19 protein-coding genes and 2 tRNA genes are annotated in these 22,519 nt (G+C 41.4%); 12 read left to right on the top strand and 9 right to left on the bottom strand.

Annotated features, from left to right (window positions below):
* Positions 1-157: 157 nt before the first annotated feature.
* From OEX01_04190 to OEX01_04155, 8 genes are all read left to right on the top strand, one after another.
* A complete protein-coding gene (locus OEX01_04190) occupies positions 158-1,273 on the top strand; it encodes a hypothetical protein (protein MDH5448187.1) in 1,116 nt (371 codons plus the stop codon).
* Positions 1,274-1,348: 75 nt separating this feature from the next.
* Positions 1,349-1,996, top strand: coding sequence for an MBL fold metallo-hydrolase (locus OEX01_04185; protein MDH5448186.1), 648 nt, complete (start codon positions 1,349-1,351; stop codon positions 1,994-1,996).
* A gap of 176 nt (positions 1,997-2,172) precedes the next feature.
* Positions 2,173-2,814 carry a DUF116 domain-containing protein gene (locus OEX01_04180; protein MDH5448185.1) on the top strand — a complete coding sequence of 214 codons (642 nt, stop codon included), beginning with the start codon at positions 2,173-2,175 and terminating at the stop codon, positions 2,812-2,814.
* A 163-nt stretch (positions 2,815-2,977) separates the two neighbouring features.
* Entirely contained in the window at positions 2,978-3,853 is an 876-nt protein-coding gene (locus tag OEX01_04175; GenBank protein ID MDH5448184.1) for a fumarate hydratase, read from the top strand.
* Positions 3,854-3,864: 11 nt separating this feature from the next.
* Positions 3,865-4,470: a FumA C-terminus/TtdB family hydratase beta subunit gene (locus OEX01_04170; GenBank protein ID MDH5448183.1), complete on the top strand. Its 606-nt coding sequence runs from the start codon at positions 3,865-3,867 to the stop codon at positions 4,468-4,470.
* A gap of 398 nt (positions 4,471-4,868) precedes the next feature.
* Positions 4,869-5,366 (top strand): ribbon-helix-helix domain-containing protein, encoded by a 498-nt coding sequence (locus OEX01_04165; protein ID MDH5448182.1) that lies wholly within the window; start codon positions 4,869-4,871, stop codon positions 5,364-5,366.
* Between the two features lie 45 nt (positions 5,367-5,411).
* Positions 5,412-5,529: transfer RNA gene (locus OEX01_04160), tRNA-Arg, on the top strand.
* A 58-nt stretch (positions 5,530-5,587) separates the two neighbouring features.
* Positions 5,588-5,839 carry a hypothetical protein gene (locus tag OEX01_04155; protein ID MDH5448181.1) on the top strand — a complete coding sequence of 84 codons (252 nt, stop codon included), beginning with the start codon at positions 5,588-5,590 and terminating at the stop codon, positions 5,837-5,839.
* A 457-nt stretch (positions 5,840-6,296) separates the two neighbouring features.
* Here the strand turns inward: OEX01_04155 and OEX01_04150 are convergent, their stop codons facing one another.
* Positions 6,297-6,959, bottom strand: a complete 663-nt coding sequence (locus OEX01_04150) for a winged helix-turn-helix transcriptional regulator (protein ID MDH5448180.1) — start codon at positions 6,957-6,959, stop codon at positions 6,297-6,299.
* Positions 6,960-7,147: 188 nt separating this feature from the next.
* On the opposite strand from OEX01_04150, the gene OEX01_04145 reads away from it, so the two are divergent.
* The 3 genes from OEX01_04145 to OEX01_04135 are packed head-to-tail and all read left to right on the top strand — an operon-like array spanning position 7,148 to position 11,548.
* Positions 7,148-9,949, top strand: coding sequence for an ABC transporter permease (locus tag OEX01_04145; GenBank protein MDH5448179.1), 2,802 nt, complete (start codon positions 7,148-7,150; stop codon positions 9,947-9,949).
* Positions 9,950-9,954: 5 nt separating this feature from the next.
* Entirely contained in the window at positions 9,955-10,842 is an 888-nt protein-coding gene (locus OEX01_04140; protein ID MDH5448178.1) for an ABC transporter ATP-binding protein, read from the top strand.
* 34 nt (positions 10,843-10,876) lie between these two features.
* Positions 10,877-11,548 carry a hypothetical protein gene (locus OEX01_04135; GenBank protein MDH5448177.1) on the top strand — a complete coding sequence of 224 codons (672 nt, stop codon included), beginning with the start codon at positions 10,877-10,879 and terminating at the stop codon, positions 11,546-11,548.
* 226 nt (positions 11,549-11,774) lie between these two features.
* Here the strand turns inward: OEX01_04135 and OEX01_04130 are convergent, their stop codons facing one another.
* A complete protein-coding gene (locus tag OEX01_04130; GenBank protein ID MDH5448176.1) occupies positions 11,775-13,136 on the bottom strand; it encodes a dockerin type I domain-containing protein in 1,362 nt (453 codons plus the stop codon).
* A 314-nt stretch (positions 13,137-13,450) separates the two neighbouring features.
* On the opposite strand from OEX01_04130, the gene OEX01_04125 reads away from it, so the two are divergent.
* Complete coding sequence (locus OEX01_04125; GenBank protein ID MDH5448175.1) at positions 13,451-13,753, top strand: DeoR family transcriptional regulator; 303 nt, start codon at positions 13,451-13,453, stop codon at positions 13,751-13,753.
* Between the two features lie 1,098 nt (positions 13,754-14,851).
* On the opposite strand, the gene OEX01_04120 is transcribed toward OEX01_04125, so the two are convergent.
* The 7 genes from OEX01_04120 to OEX01_04090 form a co-directional block, all read right to left on the bottom strand.
* Entirely contained in the window at positions 14,852-16,111 is a 1,260-nt protein-coding gene (locus OEX01_04120; protein MDH5448174.1) for a hypothetical protein, read from the bottom strand.
* 153 nt (positions 16,112-16,264) lie between these two features.
* Positions 16,265-16,549, bottom strand: coding sequence for a PadR family transcriptional regulator (locus OEX01_04115; protein MDH5448173.1), 285 nt, complete (start codon positions 16,547-16,549; stop codon positions 16,265-16,267).
* A 213-nt stretch (positions 16,550-16,762) separates the two neighbouring features.
* The gene (locus OEX01_04110; GenBank protein MDH5448172.1) at positions 16,763-18,703 is read right to left on the bottom strand and encodes a right-handed parallel beta-helix repeat-containing protein; all 1,941 of its coding nucleotides are present in this window, start codon (positions 18,701-18,703) and stop codon (positions 16,763-16,765) included.
* A 134-nt stretch (positions 18,704-18,837) separates the two neighbouring features.
* Positions 18,838-20,784: an arginine--tRNA ligase gene (locus tag OEX01_04105; protein MDH5448171.1), complete on the bottom strand. Its 1,947-nt coding sequence runs from the start codon at positions 20,782-20,784 to the stop codon at positions 18,838-18,840.
* 117 nt (positions 20,785-20,901) lie between these two features.
* Positions 20,902-21,114: a hypothetical protein gene (locus OEX01_04100; GenBank protein ID MDH5448170.1), complete on the bottom strand. Its 213-nt coding sequence runs from the start codon at positions 21,112-21,114 to the stop codon at positions 20,902-20,904.
* A 127-nt stretch (positions 21,115-21,241) separates the two neighbouring features.
* A tRNA-Arg gene (locus tag OEX01_04095) sits at positions 21,242-21,320 on the bottom strand.
* A 581-nt stretch (positions 21,321-21,901) separates the two neighbouring features.
* Positions 21,902-22,519: lysine--tRNA ligase (locus OEX01_04090; GenBank protein ID MDH5448169.1), on the bottom strand; the 618-nt coding region annotated here is incomplete at its 5' end.

The raw sequence follows: 22,519 nt of genomic DNA, 5'->3' as shown, positions 1-22,519 counted from the left end.
AACAACAGCCTACATCTTTAGGTATTACTTAACTTTCACCAGAAAGAGACTTTGTATGCCAATCTAAGTTTATTTCGCCTTCTTCATTTCTCTCTGTTTGTTCAAAAATCTTTTTATGACTTATTTTATCCTTCTATCTGACATGCAGATATTACGATTGTCAACGGCTGTGCCTAAAGATGAGCTTTCAACAGAGGAGCTTATAGAAGCTTTTCCATGCCAAATTCCCGAAGTCGTTAATCAGAACATACTCAACTTAGGAGTCTCAACTAGACACTTAGTCAACTATGCTGATTCGCCGTTAAAATCGGAGACAATTTTGAGCGAGAGTGGTATCGTTGATCTTTGTTTGGAGGCTTGTGAAAAAGCTCTAGAAGACGCTGGTCTCTCTGTTAAAGATATAGGCTATTTTGTAGTGGCTTACGATGTGAACCCATTCTTGTGTCCAGGTCTCAGCCAGCTTCTGATTCGGAAACTTGGTTTCAATCCTTACATTAAAATTATTAATGTTCAAGGAATGGCTTGCACAGCCTTCACTAAGGCTCTTGAACTCGCTAGAAACCACCTTGCGGTGCGTCCGAAAGACTTTGTTTTGCTCTGCATTTCTGGAGTGAACTCATATTGGTTCTACAATCAGGTGCGGGGCATAAAAGACCTTATGGGAATCGGTAGAGTCAAGTCGATAAGGCATAAAAAGAGAAGGCGTATGGAGTTGAGGAAATGGATAGCAACCATGGAGTTTTTCCTTTTCGGAGATGGAGTTGCTAGTGTTATCGTGGCAAACGAGGGAAACGGGCTGTCCGTTGACAAGATTGTGGAAGTTACAAATCTTAGAAAAAAGGATTATTTGGCTGGTTACACTAGACTTGTAGCTTTAAATGAGCCATTCAAGTTTGGCTTTTACTCGTATTTGGACAAAAAAATTCCGAAACTTGGTGTAGAATACATTTCGGTGGCCCTTGAGAAGCTGTTTGGGGAAAATGTTGGAAACTCTATAAAAGCTGCAAAGAAGTTGGCAGTTCACACTGGTAGCCAAAAAATACTTGACCTCATAGCTGAACGCTACAAAGTTCACCCTGAAAAACTTGAGGAGTCGTTTGAGGTGCTTAGGGAATATGGCAATTTAGCTGGAGCGAGTTTACCGTTTATCCTTGAAAAAACAGTTTCTGAGAATGAATTCGTAGAAGGTGATGTCGTTTTGGCGCTTGGTTATGGATGGGGTTTTTCAGCTTCGGCTTGTTCGCTTGAGTTCAAAAAGATAATAGAGCCTTAACTTTAATGTCAAAGTTGCGCGTGTGCCTCTAAAACTAATATAGGTTGGCAAACTATAACAAAAAGCGATGTTAAAATGGTTGTCTTTATAAAATGGTTGGCTCACGCCAGCTTCCAAATTAGGGCTGAAGGAAAAATTATCTATGTTGACTTGGAGGAGTATGGTGAAGCCTCTGAAATGGCAGACTTGATTTTAGTGACTCATTCGCATACTGACCACTGTGACCCATCTAAGATCAAAAAAGTTCGCAGGAAGGGCACTGTGATAATTGCTCCTAAAGACTGTGTTTCAAAAATTGGCGGGAACATTAAGACACTTAAACCAGGTGAAGAGACAACAGTAGATGGCATAAGGGTTAGAGCTGTGGACGCTTACAATTATAAGCGTTTTAGGTCTCCTGGAAACCCTTATCATCCTAAGGAGTTTGGAGTTGGTTACTTGATAACTGTTGAGAACAAAACTGTTTATCATGCTGGGGACACGGACTTTATCCCTGAAATGCGACAGCTTGGGCATGTAGATGTGGCTTTGCTTCCAAGCGGAGACACATACACAATGGATAATGTCGAAGCTGCTGAAGCTGCGATAGCAATTAACCCTAAAATTGCGATACCCATGCACCGATGGAACATAAATCCTGAGGACTTCCGAAAGAAAGTGGAAGTCAATTCAAATGTCAAGATTATGCTGTTGCAAGAAGGTGAAGAATTCCAAGTAGCTTAGGAAGGGCGAAAACTAAAAATGCATTATATGGGCGAAATATGAATGCATTAGTTACCAACTTTGCTAGTACATTGGCAACAGAACTAAGTGTACATATCGTTTTGAGGAAAGAGATTGCTTTTCAACCTTAAACTTTCTAAGCTGGCTCATAAAGGGCTAAAGTCTTAAAGGGGAGAATGCTTCAATCTAGACTTATGCCCTACAAGTTTAGCTTCGATCTTTCAAGAATACCTAAGGCTTTCTTCAGAGACCTCGCAAACATAACTAACGAAAAAGGTCTGCACAAAAAACTTGGGGGTCAAGCTAGGCATTTAGCTGAAAAATTTAAAATACAAGAAATCACCGGCTTGGATGTTTCCGACGCTCTAATGCTCGTCGAAGACCTCGTCGACATATACGTCAGAAACATTTCCCAAACGCAAAAATTTCACAAAACCAGCAAACGAGCTCTTCTTCTGCCACACTGTGCCCGTAAATACATGGATAATCGCTGCCAAGCAAACTTCATTCCAGACATGCCCTCTTACATTTGCAACCACTGCTCAGAAGACTGCCTAGTCAACCAAGCTACACAGTTAGCGGAGAAGAGGGGCTACGACGTTTTTGTCATTCCAGGTAGTTCTTGCGTTCCTCATATCCTGAAGAAAAACGGTTATGGAGGAATCATAGGCGTTGCCTGTAGCAACGAGTTAAAAATTGGTGACGACTATCTCCAACACCTTGGCTTGACCGGGCAAGCAATTCCTCTTACAAAGAACGGCTGCGCAAACACCAAGTTTAACATGGAAACTTTGAAGAAGATTATGGCTTATCCTTAGATCCATATTTGGTTTCTTTTATAATCTATTTGGACCCAAATATTATCTAGAGAGGTCTAAGAGAGACGCACACACCAAGCCTCAAAAAGGCAAACGTGTGCGCACAAAAGCTATAAGACTGAAACCTTTACAACTAAGCTCTCAAACCCAGGAGAAAGACCCCTTGAGTTTAGAAAAAACAGTAGAAAACGTAGCAGTTAACCTACTACGCCTAGCAGTTACAGAATTACCAAAAGACGTCAAAGAAGCTCTCCAAAAAGCCTACCGAGAAGAAACAAGCGAAGCAGGAAAAACACAACTCAAAGCTATCCTCGACAACGTCGCACTCGCAGAAAAAACCCGCACACCCATGTGCCAAGATACAGGCACAATAATCTTTTACATAAAAGCCGGAGCAGAAATCAAAAACCTAGACAAAATCGAAAACGCCCTACGCAAAGCCACCAAAAGAGCCACAACCGAAATCCCCTTAAGACCAAACGCCGTAGACCCGTTCAAAAAGAAAAACACGGGTGACAACACAGGCAGAAATATCCCTTACATAAACTGGGAAATAGTACCCGGCAACACCCTCGAAATCACCGTGCTTCCCAAAGGCGGTGGCTCAGAAAATGTCTGCGTAATGAGTATGCTAATACCAGGAGAAGGAATCAAAGGACTAAAGAAATTCGTCATAGACACAGTAATCAAAGCAGGCGCAAAGCCTTGCCCCCCAAACATTCTAGGCGTAGCAATTGGAGGCGGATCAGACATCGCCATGAAACTAGCAAAAAAAACCTTGCTGCGCCCCCTCAACCAACCAAATCCCGACCCAGAAATAGTTAAACTTGAAAAAGAACTCTTAGAGGCCGCAAACCAAACAGGCATAGGACCCATGGGACTCGGCGGCAAAATCACAGTCTTGGGTGTAAACGTTGACTATGCTGTAAGACACCCTGCATCATATCCTGCAGCGGTAGCCTTCAACTGCTGGGCGGCAAGAAGAGCAACAGCACGCATCCATCCAGACGGATTTGTTGAATACTTAACTCACAAGTGAGGTGAAAAAAAATGGCAATATACAAACTAACCACCCCAATCTCTGAAGAAACTGTTCGAAAACTGAAAGTCAACGACGTGATATTCGTCACTGGAACAATAGTAACAGCCCGCGACCAAGCCCACAAAAGAGCCCTCCAATTCTACAAAGAAGGAAAACAACTCCCCATAAACCTAGATGGCTTAGCAGTTTTCCACTGCGGCCCTATAGTCAAAAAAGAAGGAGACAAATGGACCATAGTGGCAGCCGGCCCCACAACGAGCACGCGCATGGGCATCTTCGAAGACGAATTCATCAAAAACTTCAAAACTCGTGTTATCATCGGTAAAGGAGGCATGGGTAAACGCACGACTGACGCTATGCAGAAATATGGCGCCATCTATGGAGCTTTCACAGGTGGAGCTGCAGTTCTCGCAGCAAAAGCGTTAAAAACCGTAAAAACTGTTGAATGGTTCGACTTGGGTATGCCTGAAGCCCTTTGGATATTGGAAGCTGAGGAATTTGGTCCTCTAACGGTTGCTATAGACTCTTATGGCAACAACCTCTTCGAAGAAGTCAAAAAGAAAACAGAAGAAAATCGAATGGCAATCTACAAAAAACTCGGTATCCAACAATAGCAAAACGCAGCACACGCATTTCTAGTAGCCGTCACTATTTGATGTAGTGTTTTTCATCTTTTTTCGTTTAGCTTGCCCAGCCTCACATGATGATTAAGCCGATGAATTTCATGTCTCGCCGTTATCTCCACCTCTTCTGCGGTGACGATTTTTTCGGAAATTGCAAGCCTTCACAAGTTTCCTTTTTACTACTCGCATAGCAGCAAGCATACCAGTGCACCACCATCCCCGCTTCTCACCTTAACTAGATATAAACATAGAAAACTCTATTGCTATGTCAACAAAAGCACACTCTCTCCTAACCATCCAAAGCTAAGCACGGCGTGAACTCTTACTTTAATAGTCCCACCTTACTAACATTTTTTATTCACTTCCTAATCTAAATATGAGGAAAATGTATGAAGTCTACGATAGTTTCTGCAAAGATTCCTGAGGAAGTCTATAAGGAACTTGTTCTACGCATATCTGAAGGTGAAAGAAGCGCTTTCATTCGAGATGCAATTATGGAAAAACTACAGAAGATTCCAAGACCAAACAAAATTTTAGGATTAGAAAACCGAGTAGGTAAGCTGGAAACTGAATTTTTTGAAATCAAAAAATATCTTGCAAAACTGGAAGTGCTAACTTATGAGCGGGGAAAAATTAATCCTCATACTTTCTGCATCGACGAGACAGACCACAAAATCATAGACTATCTTTTACACTATAAAGGCGCAACAACCCCTGAACTAGCCGAATACTCAAAAACAAATCGGTGGCTCATCCTTAACAGATTGCGGAAAATTCAGAAATCATCCAAAAAACAGCTTGGAAGACCAATAGTCCAATACTATCCGGGAGAAAAAAGGGGGAAAAGGAAGGCATGGTGGCTTAACGAAGAACTGATTGAGGCCTGAAACAACATAACAGCTTTATCCTCAAAAATACGATTTTTGCAGTGAGGGCCCGTAGCCCAGTCAGGATTAAGGCACCGAACCACTAACTACGGTGTGCAAGCCTCCGGTCTATGAAATGGGTGAAAGCCGGAGATCTGGGGTTCAAATCCCCACGGGCCCGCCACACTTTTATAGCGAATCCCTTGTACTCCACGACACTGCAGGATCTATAGAGGGCTAGGATGAGCAAGAAAGCGAGGCTTCTCAGAGATTCTGATGTGAAGCGTTGGTATACGAACGTCGCACGCGGGAGTCCTATCACCGCAGAGGTTCACCTCCGAAGATTAAGTCTTTTTTGTGAGCAAAATGCCCTGACACCTAAAGCACTTATCGATTTGGGAAGAGTGCACCGAAAGAAACTCGAGGATCTCATCCAAGACCACATAACGAGGATGGAATCAGAAATTAAGTCACCGGGATACATCGCAGGATAATAAAGGGTGTCAAATCGTGGCTTGTCCACAACGAGGTTGAACTGAAACGCCGGATTAGGATATCCAACCGAGGAGCTACGCCAACTATTGAGAATGAAAGGATTCCAGAAGAGCAAGGCAAAGGCTCAACAAGTCATTCGGCAACTTCAGCTTAGAAGTTAAAAACCCATTTTTCCTAGAAATATTTTTTTTAACTCCTACACCCAGCTTCTTCAGCATCACTTGCCAACTCAGCTAGCGTGATAGGGTGAGAATAGTCGCCAAAATTAGGAACACTAATCGCATATCTAACGTTATTAGTCAACACTTTCATTTCCAATGCCCTTCTTAAGGCGAGATACTTGATGGCAAAGCTACGTATAAAACATTTTCAGGCGTATCTCATTGGATATGGAAAAAATGGAGATTTGCGAGTGATATATCCACTTTTAAGCAGATTTGGGAAATCCTCTGCTCCTTATTTTTTGTATGCTCGCGCATCAAGGAAATTGATACATCGTCTCATTGCTAAGGCTTTGGCTTCATTTAGGAAGTAAGCCGTTTTCATTTTGTCTTTTGCTCGTTGAATAATCCCAGCTCTCTCCAAACGGCTTATCTGCCATGTCAAAGCTTGAGAAGATATAGAGAGTTCAGAAGCCAATTCGTTGTGCGATACATATTTTCTTTCCAATAGAATTGAGAGGATTCCTTTTGCAGTTTGGTGTCTAAGAAGAGAAATTATAGTCATCTCTCTCTTCGTGAACCTGTTTGATTTGAAATATCTTTTGTATCGTCCGTCTCGGAATATTGAAAGCAATCCTGCCTTTGTAAGGAGGCCTAGATGATACTGTGCTACTCCAATGGAGATGTTTAGGCTGTTGCATATACCTCTAAAATGAATCCCAGGATTGTTCTTGATAAAACTGCAGATATACGTTCGCGTTGATTGGTTGAGAGGGGGCAGTCTGTCGTTATGTTCTACTGTCAGAACGAAGGGGATGGAGATTACTAATAAATTGTGTTGGTCTATTCCAAAAGTAACTGAAAAGGGCTTGTTTCTATGTGCATAGACTATCGCTGAGAAAGAAGAAACTATAACCGTAGCTAAGAGAAATACGAACAAAGCTCGGTTTAGCTTCAATGTGAAACCTTCACTTGAAATATTACGTTTTCAAACTTTTATTATATTCGCAAATGAATGTACTAGTAAAAGAGTGTACCAAAAAGGTTATTTTTTCGCGTTTTAAGATTCTGTTCTAAAGTATAGCTTTAAAAGAAGCCTCAGTTGAATGTTGAATTGTCTGGTGTCAACCAGTGTTTTCCTACGCCTTGAAAAGAGTTACGCGTTCTTTAGGACTGTTTGCTGCGTTGCTTTTAGGCGTTGTTCTAGCATCTACTTTTTTTGCGGGCATAAACATTGGTGCGGATACAACTGCTAAAGCCGCTCTGAACCAGCAGCTGAGTCGAGTTCTAGTGGACATTACATGTGGGCGATATGGCTTACCACTAGCCTCGGCTAACTGGACGAATGCTGCTGAAAATGTTACCTTAGTTGGCGGTGTAGTTGATACAGAGATTATTTCCAGAGTTGAGTTGTTTGAAGAGGTGGTTGAAGAAAACTATACCTTCTCCAAGATAGTGGGAATATTTGAAGATTCACGAGTTTATAGTGGTTTGAACGTCACATCTGGTGCTAGCCCACTTCAGGAAAATGAAACTTATGTGTGGATTGGGTCTCAAGATGTAGATAAACTGAAGATAAACGACACGTTAATATTCAACTATACTTTTCGGACTTACCCATATACTGAGAAGAATATAAGCTTGCAGCTCAAAGTCGCAGGCTTTGTAGACTTGGACGAGACAGCGTATGATCTTGTTTCCGGGCAATATTGGAGCAGTGACGGCTCGATAGTCTACACACCCTCGATACAGGAAGATGCTAAGGTGATTTATTATGGCAATCTTCTCATCGTAAGCTGGGAAAAAACATTTGCCAAACTTCTAGACGATATCTATGCAATTCATCCATCATATAGCCCCTTCGGCACTGATATTCTAGTGTTCATCGACCGAGAAGCAGTGATAAATCCATGGGATATTGGGGCTTCACAAGAAACTATCAATCGCATTATTCTGCAGATAAACAACGAAGTGGCAGAATTTGGCATAACTGCCTACAGTAACCTGCGAAATGTTTTGATGAGTGCCCAGTTTAATTCTGTAAGGATGAGGATCGCTTTCTTAGTTGTGGCTCTTCCTGTGTTTTTTGTGGCATGGTATGTCGGATCAACCGTCTCCGATGTGTCTTTCAACTTGAGACGACGAGAGATAGGCCTACTATCAGCCAAAGGTTTCTCTTCTGGACAACTTTTCCGCTTATTTTTGTCAGAATCATTACTAGTTGGGATTGTAGGAGGTCTCATCGGCGTCGGCCTAAGCTTCTTACTCAGCCCCTACTTCGTTACCGCAATAGGAAGTGAGTTTGGCGGAACATCTCCAATATTAACACCAGAGGTCATAATTTTGGCCATTATTTTTAGCACTGGCATAACCCTTCTTTCGACCTTTAGACCCTCAAGAAGAGCTGCAAAGCTGCCTACCGTAGATGCTTTGAAAGAGTATATGTATGTAGAGGAGACGAAACCCTACAAGCAAAAATGGCCTTGGGCAGCTCTCTTCCTAGGCAGCTACAAGATAAGCATGTTTCTCATGGGCATACCAGACTTGATGCAATACTTTATGGGACGCCCTCCGCCAACGACAAACATATTCCTCACAATCCTATTAGCAGCATGGATAATCATCGATAGCATACTAACACCCATCGGACCGTTGCTTTTCTTCTGGGGATTCACAAAAATCTTCGTCCGCGGATCTTTAGGATTTCAAGAACTAGTAACAAGAGCAGCAAAATTTCTTGGAGACTTGGGAATGTTGGCAACAAAAAACGTGCGAAGAAACCCAGCAAGAACCGCTTCAGTTGCCTTCTTAATCGCCATGATAATTGGCTACGGCTTTCAAACGGTTGGCGCCCTCGCCAGTGAAGAGGACTATATAATTCGCCAAGTCAAAGCAAATGTAGGTGCAGATATAAGCGTCTCGCTAAACAGTCTAGCTAACGCCACGGGCGTCATGGGAGACATAGCAGATTTACCAAGAATAGCGTCTACAACCTTAGAATATTCCTTTTATGGAGAAACTAGTTTTCAAAGTCTGAAACTAGTTGCAATAGAGCCTCAAGAATGGCTTTCTACAGCATACTACGAAAATGAATGGTTTACAGGAAACGATGTCACAACAGCATTTCAACAAATGACTACCGACAACAGCACAATCATTCTAGAACGGGCAACAGCAAGCAACTTGGATCTCGAGATAGATGACTATATTACTCTCAAAATGGGCTACACAACGATGAAGCTAAGAGTGGTGGGATTTTTCGGTTCTGAAATCAGTGGAGGGTCTCAACCTGTTTTCAGACCTAGCGATTTTTACCTAGGTTCCTCATTTTGGTCTTATGTCCCCACAAACTTGTATCACTCATTGGATGGCTCTGTCTCTGCGTCGGGAAGAATTCTAGTCAAACTTGAAACAAATGCGAATGGAACAAGTGTAGCTTCTCAGATTCGAAATCTCAACTCAAGTGATATTAGTTATGTTTACTCTGTTGCGGAACAACTTGGGCAGCGAGAGGGCAATTTATTGTTGAGTGGCACCGCAAACGTTCAGCGAATCGGTGTTATCTTTGCAGTAGTAGCGGCTTCAGTAGCCACAGCTCTGGTAGCGCTGGTAAGTTTGCAAGAGCGTAAGAAAGAATTAACTATAATGAACGTTCGCGGTCTCTCTTTCAAGCAGTTGATAACAATGCTTCTTGCAGAAAACCTGTCCATTGTAGTTTTCTCAGTCACTTTGGGAGTCGTGGTCGGCCTAATCATAGTCCATGGCAGAATAGTTGCCCTTAACACAACTCAATATGTCACACTGGTAGCTCATCGCATGGTATTTCCACCAGACGCCATACTAACTCTGTCAGCATCGTTGATTCTGGTTTTTGCCTCCTCGATATTCCCAGTAATTGCCATCACAAAAAGATATGTTTCAAAACTGGATAGGATTGTGAGAGCTTGAAAGGCATGAAAGTGCTAGTGAAAGATTTGATCCGGGTATACCGTTTGGGAAATGTTGAAGTTCAAGCCCTTAGAGGCTTAAATATGGACGTAAAAGAGGGAGAAATGATCTCTGTTATCGGGCCGAGTGGAAGTGGCAAAACTACACTACTCAACATAGTAGGAGGGCTTGACAAAGCAACCGCTGGCTACGTGCAAGTAGGTGATGTAACGGTGACCGCTTTGCAGCCTTCACAATTGGTAGATTTTCGAAGGAAACATGTAGGTCACATTTTCCAAACTTTAAATCTTATTCCAACACTAACCGCCGCCGAAAACATCGAACTACCCATGATAGCAATGGGAGCCTCTCGTGGATCTCGTCATGAGAGAGTTAAGCAACTATTGGAAATAGTGGGTCTAACAGAACGCGCCAACCACAAGCCAGACGAGATAAGTGGGGGTGAGCAACAGCGTGTAGCTATGTCTGCGGCATTGGCGAATGACGCTCCAGTGTTATTGGCAGACGAGCCAACAGGCGAGTTGGATACGGTCAATGCTAAGATTGTCGTGGACTATTTGGTGAAGGTGAACGAGGAACTTGGCAAAACTATCATAATGGTGACCCATGACCCTAACATGGCACGGGCAGCAGACCGCATACTGAAAATAGAAGACGGAATAATCAAAGCTGCACTCACCCCAGCACAAATCGTGAAAGAAGAAGCGGCAGTCTCATATGTAGATCAACTCAGAGCAAGGATAACAGACATTGATGCACAACTAGTAAAACTTGACGAAGACTTCAAAGCCAACAAGATAAGCGGTGACGAATATGTAGAGAGAAGACAGAATCTGAAGCAAACGAAAACCAGTCTAGACGAAGAGCTCCATCGCATGGGAGTCGTCACCTAACCTTTAGCCTATCCTCAATAGGAGAATTATACTTATGAAAACAAAATTCTGGCGTAGTAAGTGGTTTGCTATTATACTTGCCATTATTGTTCTAGTTGTTGCTTTGATATCAGTTGCTCTGAGAATCCGCTTTGTAGAGAGAGAAGATGCTGTTCTCAAGTACTTCTCCCAGCAAGAAGGGATGCCAGAGGCTTTCGCTCAGCTTGAACAACTCACGCCTCCTAATTCAGTAATACTTTGCTGGTGGGATTACGGCCGTGCGGTTAGAGAATGGAGCCATAGAGAAGTAATCGAAGCTTATCCGTCAAGAGATATATGGTACACTGTTGGGTCAAGTCGAAATCCGTGGCATAACTTGGGAGCACAACTTTTCGGAACATGGGGCTCTTCAGAAAAGATTCATGACTTGGCGAGGGTATTCATGTTGCCAGAAGAACAGTCTTTGCCCATTATGAGAAATTACGACGTATCGTACGCGTTGGTTTTTACACCAGACGACTTACAGAAGTTCTGTTGGATTGCTGAAATCGCCGGCTATAATGCAACAGAGTACCTAACTCTACAAGGCGATGAATATCACCCTACAATGCTTGGTTCCCAAGCGACATTGTTACGTCTTCTATTTGATGATACGCTACACCCGCAACACTTCACCAAACTCTTCGACAATGGCAAAGGCAAAATATACCGCGTTGATTATCCATAGTATTTATGCGCGCGCTGCTATTCGGACTCATAACAAAATTCAATGCGCGCACCACAACTGAAAAGAGGAAGATGTTTTCGCGGCGATAGTCGAGAAAACTTGGCGAGCCAGTTCGCTGAAGAAATAATCTTTCGAAGAAAGTAAAGGGCAGAGAAAAAAAGGGGAAATTGCTTTTGGTTGGCTTGTCAATGTTTCATTCTGTATTGGTTAGAGGCTGGTGCGATTGTTATGGAAAATATCCATAGTTTGTGCTTGCTATGTCTATGTCATTGTCATCTATGACCCAGTCGCAATTAAGATCAGCACGTGCATCCCATCTCGGGTCGCAAATTGACCCATAAGCCTGCGATACTATATCTAGATCTACATCGTCTACTGTCCAGTCATCGTTCAGGTCGGCTCGTGGATCCCAGCTCGGGTCGCAAATTGATCCATAAACGCTACTTACTATCGTAATATCTATCATGTCTACAACGCCATCCTGATTAATGTCGGCTCGTGGGTCCCAGTTTGGATCCCCAGGTGTTGATCCATAAGCGCGTGCTACTATTGAAACATCCATAATGTCTATTATCCAATCGTCATTTAGGTCAGCTCGTTGGTCCCATTTCGGATCACAACTTGTTCCATAAGCGCGTGCTACTATCACAACGTCCCTCATTTCTACAATGCCGTCATGATTAATGTCGGCTCGTGTCCAATTCGTTCCGTAAGCGTATGCTACTGCCGCAATATCGGTTATATCTATTATTTCGTCATCGTCTAAGTCACCGGGCATCCAACACATGTTTAGTGCTAGATTGCCGTCACCACCATTTGGTAATGGTCCACGATGTCCTACTTCATCACCGTTATCATCTAATGTCGGATGCTGAGTTGGTCTTACTTGTATAACATGTTGGTACGCTACGTTAAAGGCGTCGCCAATGGAATCCATAGCTGCTAGCCTTTGGAAAAACGTGTGAGAAAATGCAGGCCAGTCAGTGTTTGGATCAGGCCAGGCGAGTTCATTTGCCTCACATGAGGACACTATTATCCTATTGGTTTCGCTAAGTTCATCTATGAAACTTCCAGAGTGGCAAGCCTCCAGCGTGAATATGAGTTCACCATAGGTCACGTGAAATAGCCAACCGGCCATTTCATAGGCATATATGGGTCCACCTGGAATAGTAAAGGCGTCTACGTCGCCGTGGTTGACGAGATACAAGAAGCACACGTCATTACTGTCCGAGCGAGTTTTCAACCAACTTGTGATGGCATTTTGCACATTAGCTTTATTCGATACGGCATCAACATCGTTAATACCATCTCCGGTAACGTCTCTCGGAAAAGTAATATCCAAATAGTAGATATGATCAGCATCATAGGCCCGACTCAGCAAAGTATTATAAGCTTCTGCGATCTCATTTTCGAAATCTTCCTGCTGAGAACCTCCTGAAGATCCTCCACAAACAATCACGGCCCATGTCTGAATACTGTTTGGTGTGTATATTGCTGCGGAAATCGAAGCGATATTCGACGAGGCGAGAGCAAAAATCACAAGGCATACTAACGTAATTTCACAACCTCTAGCAAGCGATTTTGTCATTTTCAAATTTTTTCCTCCATTCATCTTGGGTACTTTTTCATTGCGCCCCTCACTCGGCGCTCGCAAAAGCTGATTGCTGTTATTCTTACTTAAAGAAGACGAATGGTTTCGGAAATTGAGAGATGAGTGAAAGTCGTCCTATTTTCTATAGGTTGCAGATTTGTATCTAATTGAGGATGTAAAAGGTGGTAGGTTAAAGAATGATTAGTTCTGCAAAGGAACACTTTCACGTTGCTCTCCCTATCTCCATTGTCACTGGTTTCGCTTTCCTTTTAAGTCAAAAACACATAAGTATTGGGTAGGGCTGGATTACCTTGCGTCTCAGACAGATACTGGCATCTTCATGCAGGCAGAAAATGCTGGAGACTCTAGCGAAAATTGAAACGATCCACGTGATGGAACTCGTCAGGAAAACAAACAGCACATACAACCAGATAAACCGCAACCTCAGAATCCTTGTGGAAGAAAACGTAGTCATGGTCAAACACTATGGGCGACTGAAGATTATCCAGTTGAACAGAGAAAGTGAAAAGACGCGACTTCTTTTAAGAGCCTTGTATCTACTTGACAGACCTATTCCAAATTCTCAAAATCTGGTTAGTATGAACAAATCATAGCTATCTTTACACTTGATGATAAACTCTCTAGCTTTCCAAGTGCAGGAAATGTGGAGAGGCCTACCAATGTTTTGCTTGGGATTATTCTTTAATCACACCACAATTAGTATCTTGGTTTTACCCTTCTCTACTAAAAGCGCCTAAGCATCAGCTTTATTTTTCCTTAGTAACAACCAAAATCTGAGGAATAACGTCTTAGATCAAGAATCTATAATCCGAAAACAAGGCGAAGTAGACACCGTCAATTTAGCTCTCCATGAGGAAAATATGGTAAAGAGTAGTAAGGAACTAATTAGAAGGTTGGATCACATCCAATACTTAGCCAAACAGAAGAATTATACTAAGATTGAGATCCTGTTGCAAGAAAGTTACATCTAACTCAAGTTTGTCTGTTTATTGGAATTTTAGCCATAATGGCTCTTGAATGGATTGCAGAAGAAAAGAGCAGAGTGTAGTGGAATTCCTTACCTTGAACAAAGGCCATGCATCACGGTACCGTAGGGTTCAAGGAAAAACCCCATGTAAAGGGAATTGAAAGGTGTGCATATGGACTTGCACCCTTTTGGGTATTAGTCCTCACGGGGCTCTCCACAACTTTGAGTTTTGGGGCAATAATGTTATACGCTTCGAAACTAGACAAAGGGGTCATTATTTGCGCGCTTAAAAGCCATCAAAGGTATCCTGAGGAAAAGACGAGTTTTAACAAGTACCCTTTTTCTCCATCTTTTATGAGAGAATGCTCTTTGAGGAGAGCATCACTCCATTCTAGGTTGTGTTTTTAACACTTCAGAAAAATAATTCTATTATACTTGCTCATGAGAGTTTATCAGCAGTTAAAACAATTCTATGACTGTTATTTTTCTGGGTTGCCAACATTTTCCTTCATGGCTGTGCTTCATTTGATTGGGTTTATGGCAGATATATATGTGTGTTTCAAAAACATCTGAATTTTGATATATAACTTATTAGCCTTCTCTAACTGCTAAGGTGAATTTATGAAAGCTTTACTTGAAGCAAAGGGTGTAAAAAAGGCATACAAACCCAATAGTTCAATGTTCATTTTTAGCAATCTTCCCATTTAACTTTCACTTCGCACAATTAATGGAAGGCTGAATCTGTTGAATTCATACACAAGTCTTTTATGCGTTTAACAGCTTCGCCTATTTCAGTCAATTTGTGCGTTCCAACATCTTTGGAAAAATCTTTAGCTGAGCTTTCGGAATATACGTTGTCTACTGCACTTTTCATGTGTGTTAATACAGTATCTGAAGCTCTTTTAATAGCTCGCGGGTCAACCTTTGCGTTTTTAACCTCTAAGTTTGAACAGTTTTCACGTTTTTTGATAATGAAGGAACGACTTACAAGCGTGTAAGCTGTTAAGGCGCCGAGTAGGGCCATGAATACGTCTGCCACGCCATTCCAAAAGAAAACATTTACTACTCGTGGAGTGAACTGCTCAGCAATCTCTTCTAATCCTTCCCAAACCAATCCAACGAAGACAGCGGAGTAGCAAACAAAGGGAAGCTCCGCACTTGTCTCAAAAAGTAAAATTTGATTACTTGACTCAATTGAACTGAGTATCGTTAAAGCCTTGCTGTAAGATATGTGGCTTATGAATGTTCCATAAGCCTTGACTGCAAATAATCCTATCCCGAAGCCGCTTATATAATGTTCAATAAAGTCTAAGTTAGGAATTACGTGATACAATGGCACGAAGGGTGCTCCAAGTATGGAATGAGAAGACAAAGCCAATCCAACGATAGCGACAACTTTTGTGTCTGAAAGCGCCTCTCCTATAACATTAATCACGCTTCCTAGAAGACCTTTTACAGAATTTTGATGTTTATTAATTAGCTCAGACGCAAATCCGAACAGTAAAGAATACAAAACATAGGATACGATACAAACGACAACCCAATAGATATCTCTGTCCAAAGCACGAGAGATGCCCACTATTAAAATAATTGTTTTAGTCGCATCAAGGAACACAGCGCTTGCAAGATCCTTAGTGTGTCCAGTTTTTATCCGGAGAAAAATTTGCCCCCCTGGTAATATCTTTATAAAAACATCGCGAAGCCCACCGATTTTTTTGGTGTTTGAGGTTTGAGTTTTGGTTTTTCTTTTCAAAAACCCTTCGAATATATAATCTTTGGCAGAGGCATATTCCTTCGTAAGCGTTTCAGTGATTTTGTCAGGGAAACCTATTTCCAAGAGTTTTTCTCTGAATATTTTACTTGCTTTTTTGACAGTCCAGCCTGTAGACAACCATGCGATAATGAACTTGTATAAAACGAATGGAACAAACGCTAGACCTACAAAAAAATTGTAGATTCTTACATGGAAGTTATCTTTATCCACTTTATTTCATCTCTTGGGATGTGAAGCTGGGGATTACCGTTTAGGTTTATCCAAAGATTATTCAACTGAGCATTTAATTGTTTTTTCTCTCGCACAGAGCAATCTACCTACTTGAGCCGCTAAAAGCTAAAGCCATAAAGCGTACGCTTTACGCTAAGTGGTTGCTTCATTTTGTTGTTTAGAAAAGAAGTCTTTAATTACTTCTCGAATTGGTTTGTCAAAGAAGTCGCGTACTTTGCTGAGAAGGTTTTTGCCCTTTACAGTCAGGGAGTAATATCTTAGTTTGCGTTTACGATCTTTAACCCGTTCACTTGTAGCCAAACCTTCTTCTTCTAACCGGTGTAGAAAGGTGTATCCCACGCTTGGTTTTAACTTGTAGCCTTTTAGGTGTTTAATCTCTTTAATGAGGCCATATCCATGCTTACATTTTCGAGACAAGAGTCACAACATAACAGGTTTGTCAAGGCCGTGGACAAACGAAACCACGATGTTGACAAACACTTCTTTGCCAGAAAATATATTTTAGATTTTGATGTGTCAAGTTTTCGCAAAAATGGTATCTAAAGAAGCAGATAAGTTTAGGTGAACGCGGAGAAATTAAAGAACTCAAATTTTGGCTGTTTCTGAAAAGGGCAAAGAAAGATAGAGCGATTAATGTTTCCGCTTTTTTCGAAGATACATAAGCGATGCGATTACTATGATGGCTGTCACGATTACGGCATATAGGACAATGTATAGGGGTGGTTCTTGTTCTATGGTTACGGGCACGACATTGCTTTCAGCAGGTAGTGTTTCTGAATCGCCTAGCCAACTTGTTTTAATTTCGTAGTTGCCCGTTTCTGTGGTTTTCCACGTATAGTTGTAGTAGCCATTTGAATAAGTCGTAACTGTGTCAAGAATGTTCCAAGTACTGTTCAAGAGTCTATAGTGGATGGTCACGTTCACGTTTACACATGGGGGATTGATAGTTCCACTTATCGTTACATTTGAACCTGCAGTTGTTGTTGTGCGATCTAAATTAATAGTTAGGCTACTTGAGAGTTTGGAGACAATTATGACAACAGAGAGGCTTTCTGCTGGAAGAGCTTTTTCGTCTCCTAACCAGCTTGTCTTGATTTGGAACATTCCTACTTTAGGAGTCAACCACATAAAGGAGTAGGAGCCATTGTCGTACGTTTCTACTGTTTCTAGTATAGTCCAGTCTTCATCTTTGAAGCGATGCCAAATTGCCACGTTGACATGAGGTCGTATTGGGTCAATGCTACCACTTATTGTTACTGTTGAGCCAACTAGCATTTCTGTTGAGCTAACCGTTATAGAAACGTTGCTTGTTATCTTCTGTACCGTAAGCGTCTCTATCAGGCTTTCTGCCGGGTAGGTGGTTGAGTTGCCTGCCCAACTCGCCTTAAGCTCATATATTCCCTCGTCTAGGTTTGTCCAGAGATAAGAGTACTTGCCTGCGTATGTAGAAATTGTTTCAAGAGTTTGCCACTCTGTTTCAATTTGGTTACGGTAATAAATAGTTATGTTAACTTCATCGAGTTTAGGCCATAGGAAACCATAGATTAACACGTCGTCTCTAGGCTTTATGGTTTTGTTTTGTAATGCTAAAAATATGACGCTACCATTGGTTCGCGGGCTCATAAGAGAGTAATTGTCTTGATGATAGGGTGACTCAATCACATGTGGAGTATCACCTATGCCATCGCTTCCTATTTCATTCTGGTAAGGACCACTATAGTTGTCTCCATCAGAATAGTCGCTCCAATAGTTACCGCCAGACGGATAACCAGAGTCCCACAAGATTTCCGAGTTCGTTGCTCTAGCATTTAATGTGTTGTTGGCTACGATATTATGATAAATCACGCTGTTATTTGAAGAACTACACCATATGCCAAAATTCTCGTTTCTACTAACATTATTCCTCCAAACAATACAGTCGGTTGAGCTTTGAAGCCCTATGCCATCCCAAAAGTTTCCAATCGCAGTGTTTTGAAGCAACGCAATGTTCCGAGAGGCATTAGCGTTTATGCCGTATTGCTTACCGTCCGTGTTGTTGAATGCAACGTTTTTGTAAACTATTGAATCCCAACATGAGTTAAGAAAGATGCCACGATTCAGGTTGAAGCTTGAGTTGTTTTCGGTAACACTACAGTTTTCAGAATTATCGAGTCTAATACCTTCTTCATTGTTAAAGACGTTGTTTCTACTAATGGTCACATCATTGGTGTTCTCGACCAAAATTCCATAAACACCATTTTGCATAGTCAAATTGCTAACTGTGACATTGCTTGAAGTTACTAACACAGTTATGCCCGTGTTACTTCCATCAATAATAGTTGTTTCAAGCTGTTCACCTATTAACGAGATGGACTTGTTTACAACTACATGTTCATGATATGTTCTGTTTTGTACGAAAACTGTGTCACCTGGCGACGCCGCGTTTATGGCTGCTTGTATTGTAGTGTAGTTGTTAGGAACATAAATCACCTGTGAATTTTGATTGACGCCAAAAGATGAAGTGGATGGCAAATTCCAAGAAAGGCATTGGAAAAAGAGGCATAACAGAATTAGGATTACCTTGCCTTTCATGGTAAATGAACTCCTATGCACTGTAAAGCTACGAGATATTTAATGTTAGCCTAACGAATGGAAATATAAAGTTTAATCGCTTTGCTACGAAGAAATTGAATGTCAAAATTCGTCGCGAAACCTCGAAGCAATAATTACATCTTTTCAGGCGCCACAATACCAATCAAACTTAGGGCGTTTCTAAGCACTATACTAATCGCCTCAACCAATGCCAGCCGAGCATCACTTAACGCTTTCGGCTTCGCTTTTATTACAGGCAAAGCATTGTAAAAACTGTTGAATTTGTCGGCTAAAATGTTTGCAAAGTCAGCTATTGCGTTGGATTTCAAATTTTCTGCAGAATCAACAAAAACTTCTGGAAAGCGTGCCAACGCCAAAACAAGATCACGTTCCAACGGTTCAACAAGCAGTGAATAGTCTGGTTTTTCCGGTTCTTTTGGCGCTTTCCTTAAAATGCTGCGTGCTCGCGCATAAGAGTACTGAATGTATGGAGCGCTGTTTCTCTCAAAATTTATCACCCTATCCCAAGTGAAAACTACGGGTTTTATGGGATCCACTTCAACGAGAGCATATTTGAGAGCCCCAATTCCAACGATTTTCGAGATTTTCAGTTTTTCTTCATAGGATAGTTGAGGTGACCGTTTTTCAACTTCTTCACGGGCTCTCTTTATAGCTTCATCCATTACTTCGTCAAGGGTTATGTAGTGTCCTCTGCGACTAGACATTTTGTATCCTGGTAGGGTTACTAAATTGTAGGCGAAGTGTGTAAGGTTTTTTGCTTTGTTAGTGTGTCCTAAAGCCCATAACGTCAGTTTCAATTGCTGTTGTGACAGTTTTTGCTCCATTCCAACAACGTTGATTACTTTTGTAGCTTTTTTAAACTTCCACAGGGTGTATGGGATGTCTCGTGTTGTGTAAAGCGTTGTGCCATCTGCTCTCACTAATGTCAAAGAAGGAATTTCATAATCGTTTTTTAAGCCAAGCGTTTGCTTCAGCTTCAAGTCCTCGGCAACTTTGTCAGCATCAAATTCAAGTACGGGGCCTTCCCGGAAAACATAGCCAGTCTTTTTCAGTGCTTCTAAGGTTTTGGCAACGTCACTATTCCAAGCGAAGTCGCTTTCCCAATCCCAAGAATCAAAGAAAACTTTTATGCTAGCAAGCGTTTCTTTTATGCCATCTAGGGAAAGCTGGCAGACTCCACGGATCAATTTTTTCGCTTTTTCTTCACCAGTCTCATATGCACGGTTCAAACTATTTACTATAATTTCGCTATCTTTATCTTTGCCTATTTTCTCGAGAAGTTGACTGAAAAGCTTCGGATATTTGTTCTCCAATTCAGCAGCAATAGAAATCCACTCATCCAACTGTTTACGTAGTTGTTGAACAGTTTCCGATGTCGTCTTTCTCTTTTTTTCTATTGCTCGCTTTAGCCTATTGATCTCTATAATGCAGCTAGTTACAGTGTAGATTAGACCGATGTAATGATCCGATTTTCCTTCTAAAGAAGATTTTCCAAGCTTTCTGTATCCATAAGCAATGACCGCGGTTTGGCGTCCCACATCATCAACATAAAAATGTCGAAAAACCTTGTGTCCTCTCGCAGTTAGGATACGCGCAAGTGAATCTCCCAAAACAGGATTTCTCGCTTTACCAATGTTGATAGGAGATATTGGATTTGCACTTGTATGCTCAACGATAACTTTTTCTGGCTTTTCTGTCTTAACATACCCATAAGTAGTATCCAAAGTTCGAACTGCATCGATTGTTACTTTTGAAAGCTCAGAAAAGTTAACATAAAAATTGACATACCCCTCACCAGCAGCCTCTACTGCGTTTATAAGCGGAAAATCCTTTACTTCAATAGCATTCACGATTTGATCTGCTAATTTTCGTGGTTGTTCTTTCATTTTTTTTCCGAGTTCAAAAAAAACCGCCGAAGCTAATTCTCCAAATTCTGGGTCGGGTGGAATATCTAACAAAAAAGATTCACCAGAGATGGATGGATGAAATTTAGTAAACGATTTTCTCAAAGCTCTCTCGCAATCTTTCCGAAAGTCACCGAAAGGATTAATGGAAACCATGTTACAACCACTTATGAAAACTTATGCAACCTCATAAGCCTTGCAGAACATCCTTTTCTGATGTAACTAATAAACTGTTTGACAGGTAGAAAAACTAAGAAATAATTTTCTCTTTAACTACGTTCTCAGCAATTCTGGCCGGATATTATCTAAATCTAAACTCACCTGTTTTCCTGCTGTTTTTTGCACAGCCCAATGTAACACTTCATGACTCAGAACATCTTCAATTTTGCCATCGTGTTCACCGAAAACATAGATCACGCTTTTACCAGTGTCGTAAATCCCATAAATAGGCGGAAAACAGAAACGAAATTGCAACCTTCTACGCATCTTTGGAGTCCTCTTCAGTAAACACGTGGAAAAGAGAAAATATATCCATATTTGCGAATCACAAAATATTCCCGCCACCGATACAACTCTAAACGCAGAACCGATCGACCCATTATGGCCAAGATAGTGGCGGGCCCGTGGGGATTTGAACCCCAGATCTCCGGCTCCGCAGGCCAGCGTCCTAATCCAGACTAGACCACGGGCCCTTTCAACTAGGCTATAAGGTCTTGAGCATACTAGAGAGAAGGTTATTAACACCTTAATAAAACTTAGAAATTCTGCGCTGAGTAAAGGGACGCTTGAACGTATCTTTCATTCTTGAATAAGTTATATAGTCTTTAAACCTCTTCTTTAAACGTCATGCATGCTAAGTCTTAAATAAACGCGGGTGAATTCTACGATTATTGGAGGCATATGAGAACTGGATAAGTATTTTTTGAAGCTTTATGCTGAATTATTATTTGTCTTCTTCTATCCACTCATCATACTATTTTTCGTGATATCCATTCAGATAGGGGTATTAGGATGGCTTGTCATTGCCTTGTTTCTGGCTCCTCCTACTGCCTTGTGGTATTATGTAATGAAGAAAAGAGTAACAAACTATTTGAGACTGCTAATGGCTAAGCCGAGACCTTGGGACATCAAGAAGGCAATAGAAGAATATGTTGAACTGCAAAAGAAGCAGAAATCCTAAGAAAGAAGTAAACACAGTTTCATTATTGGAACAAAAAATTAACAGTTCTTAAGGCAAGAGAAATTAAGAGAGGAAAACGAAAGAACTTTAGAATTATTGTCGGTTAATTGCTCGCTGCAGAGCTTCGGTGACGTTTTGTTTGCTCATAGCAATTATGTAGGGGCCTAGTCTTGGACCTGCATGTGTTCCGAGAAGAATTGTGTAGAGTGTTTTGAAGAATTGCCTTGGCAGTATGTTGTGTTTCCTAGCGATTTCAAAGATTGCGCTTTGAACGGTTTCCGCGTCTATTTTGCCTTGAAGAGTTTTAACAAGTTCCTTTATTGCGGTTGTTTCGTTTGTCATAAGCTTCAGTGGTGTTTCTTTTATTTCCACGAAGTCATTGTTCCAGTTGAAGGTGTATTTGATTCTCTTCTTTAAACTCTCGAGCTGTAATTCTTTATCTTTTATGTAGCCGTATTCTTGCAGCTTCTTTGCGGCATATTCTGTTTCTTTTCCTTCAGGTGCAACTTTGACCAAGTATGCTAGTAGGTTGTAGGGTACGTGAATGCTGGGTTTTGATGGAGGGTTGAGCCACCAGCAATACTTGTAGAGCCCTGTTAGTTTGGCGAGTTCTTTCTTGTTGGCAATTTGTTTCTTGCTGAAATAGATGTCTTCTAGTTCGTCGAATTCGTTCATGTATTGGGGGATGTCGACCACTGAGAGCTCGCGGGT

This window comes from Candidatus Bathyarchaeota archaeon (assembly GCA_029882535.1).
Lineage (GTDB): Archaea > Thermoproteota > Bathyarchaeia > Bathyarchaeales > SOJC01 > JAOUKM01.
This window is presented reverse-complemented; position numbering and strand designations above follow the sequence as displayed.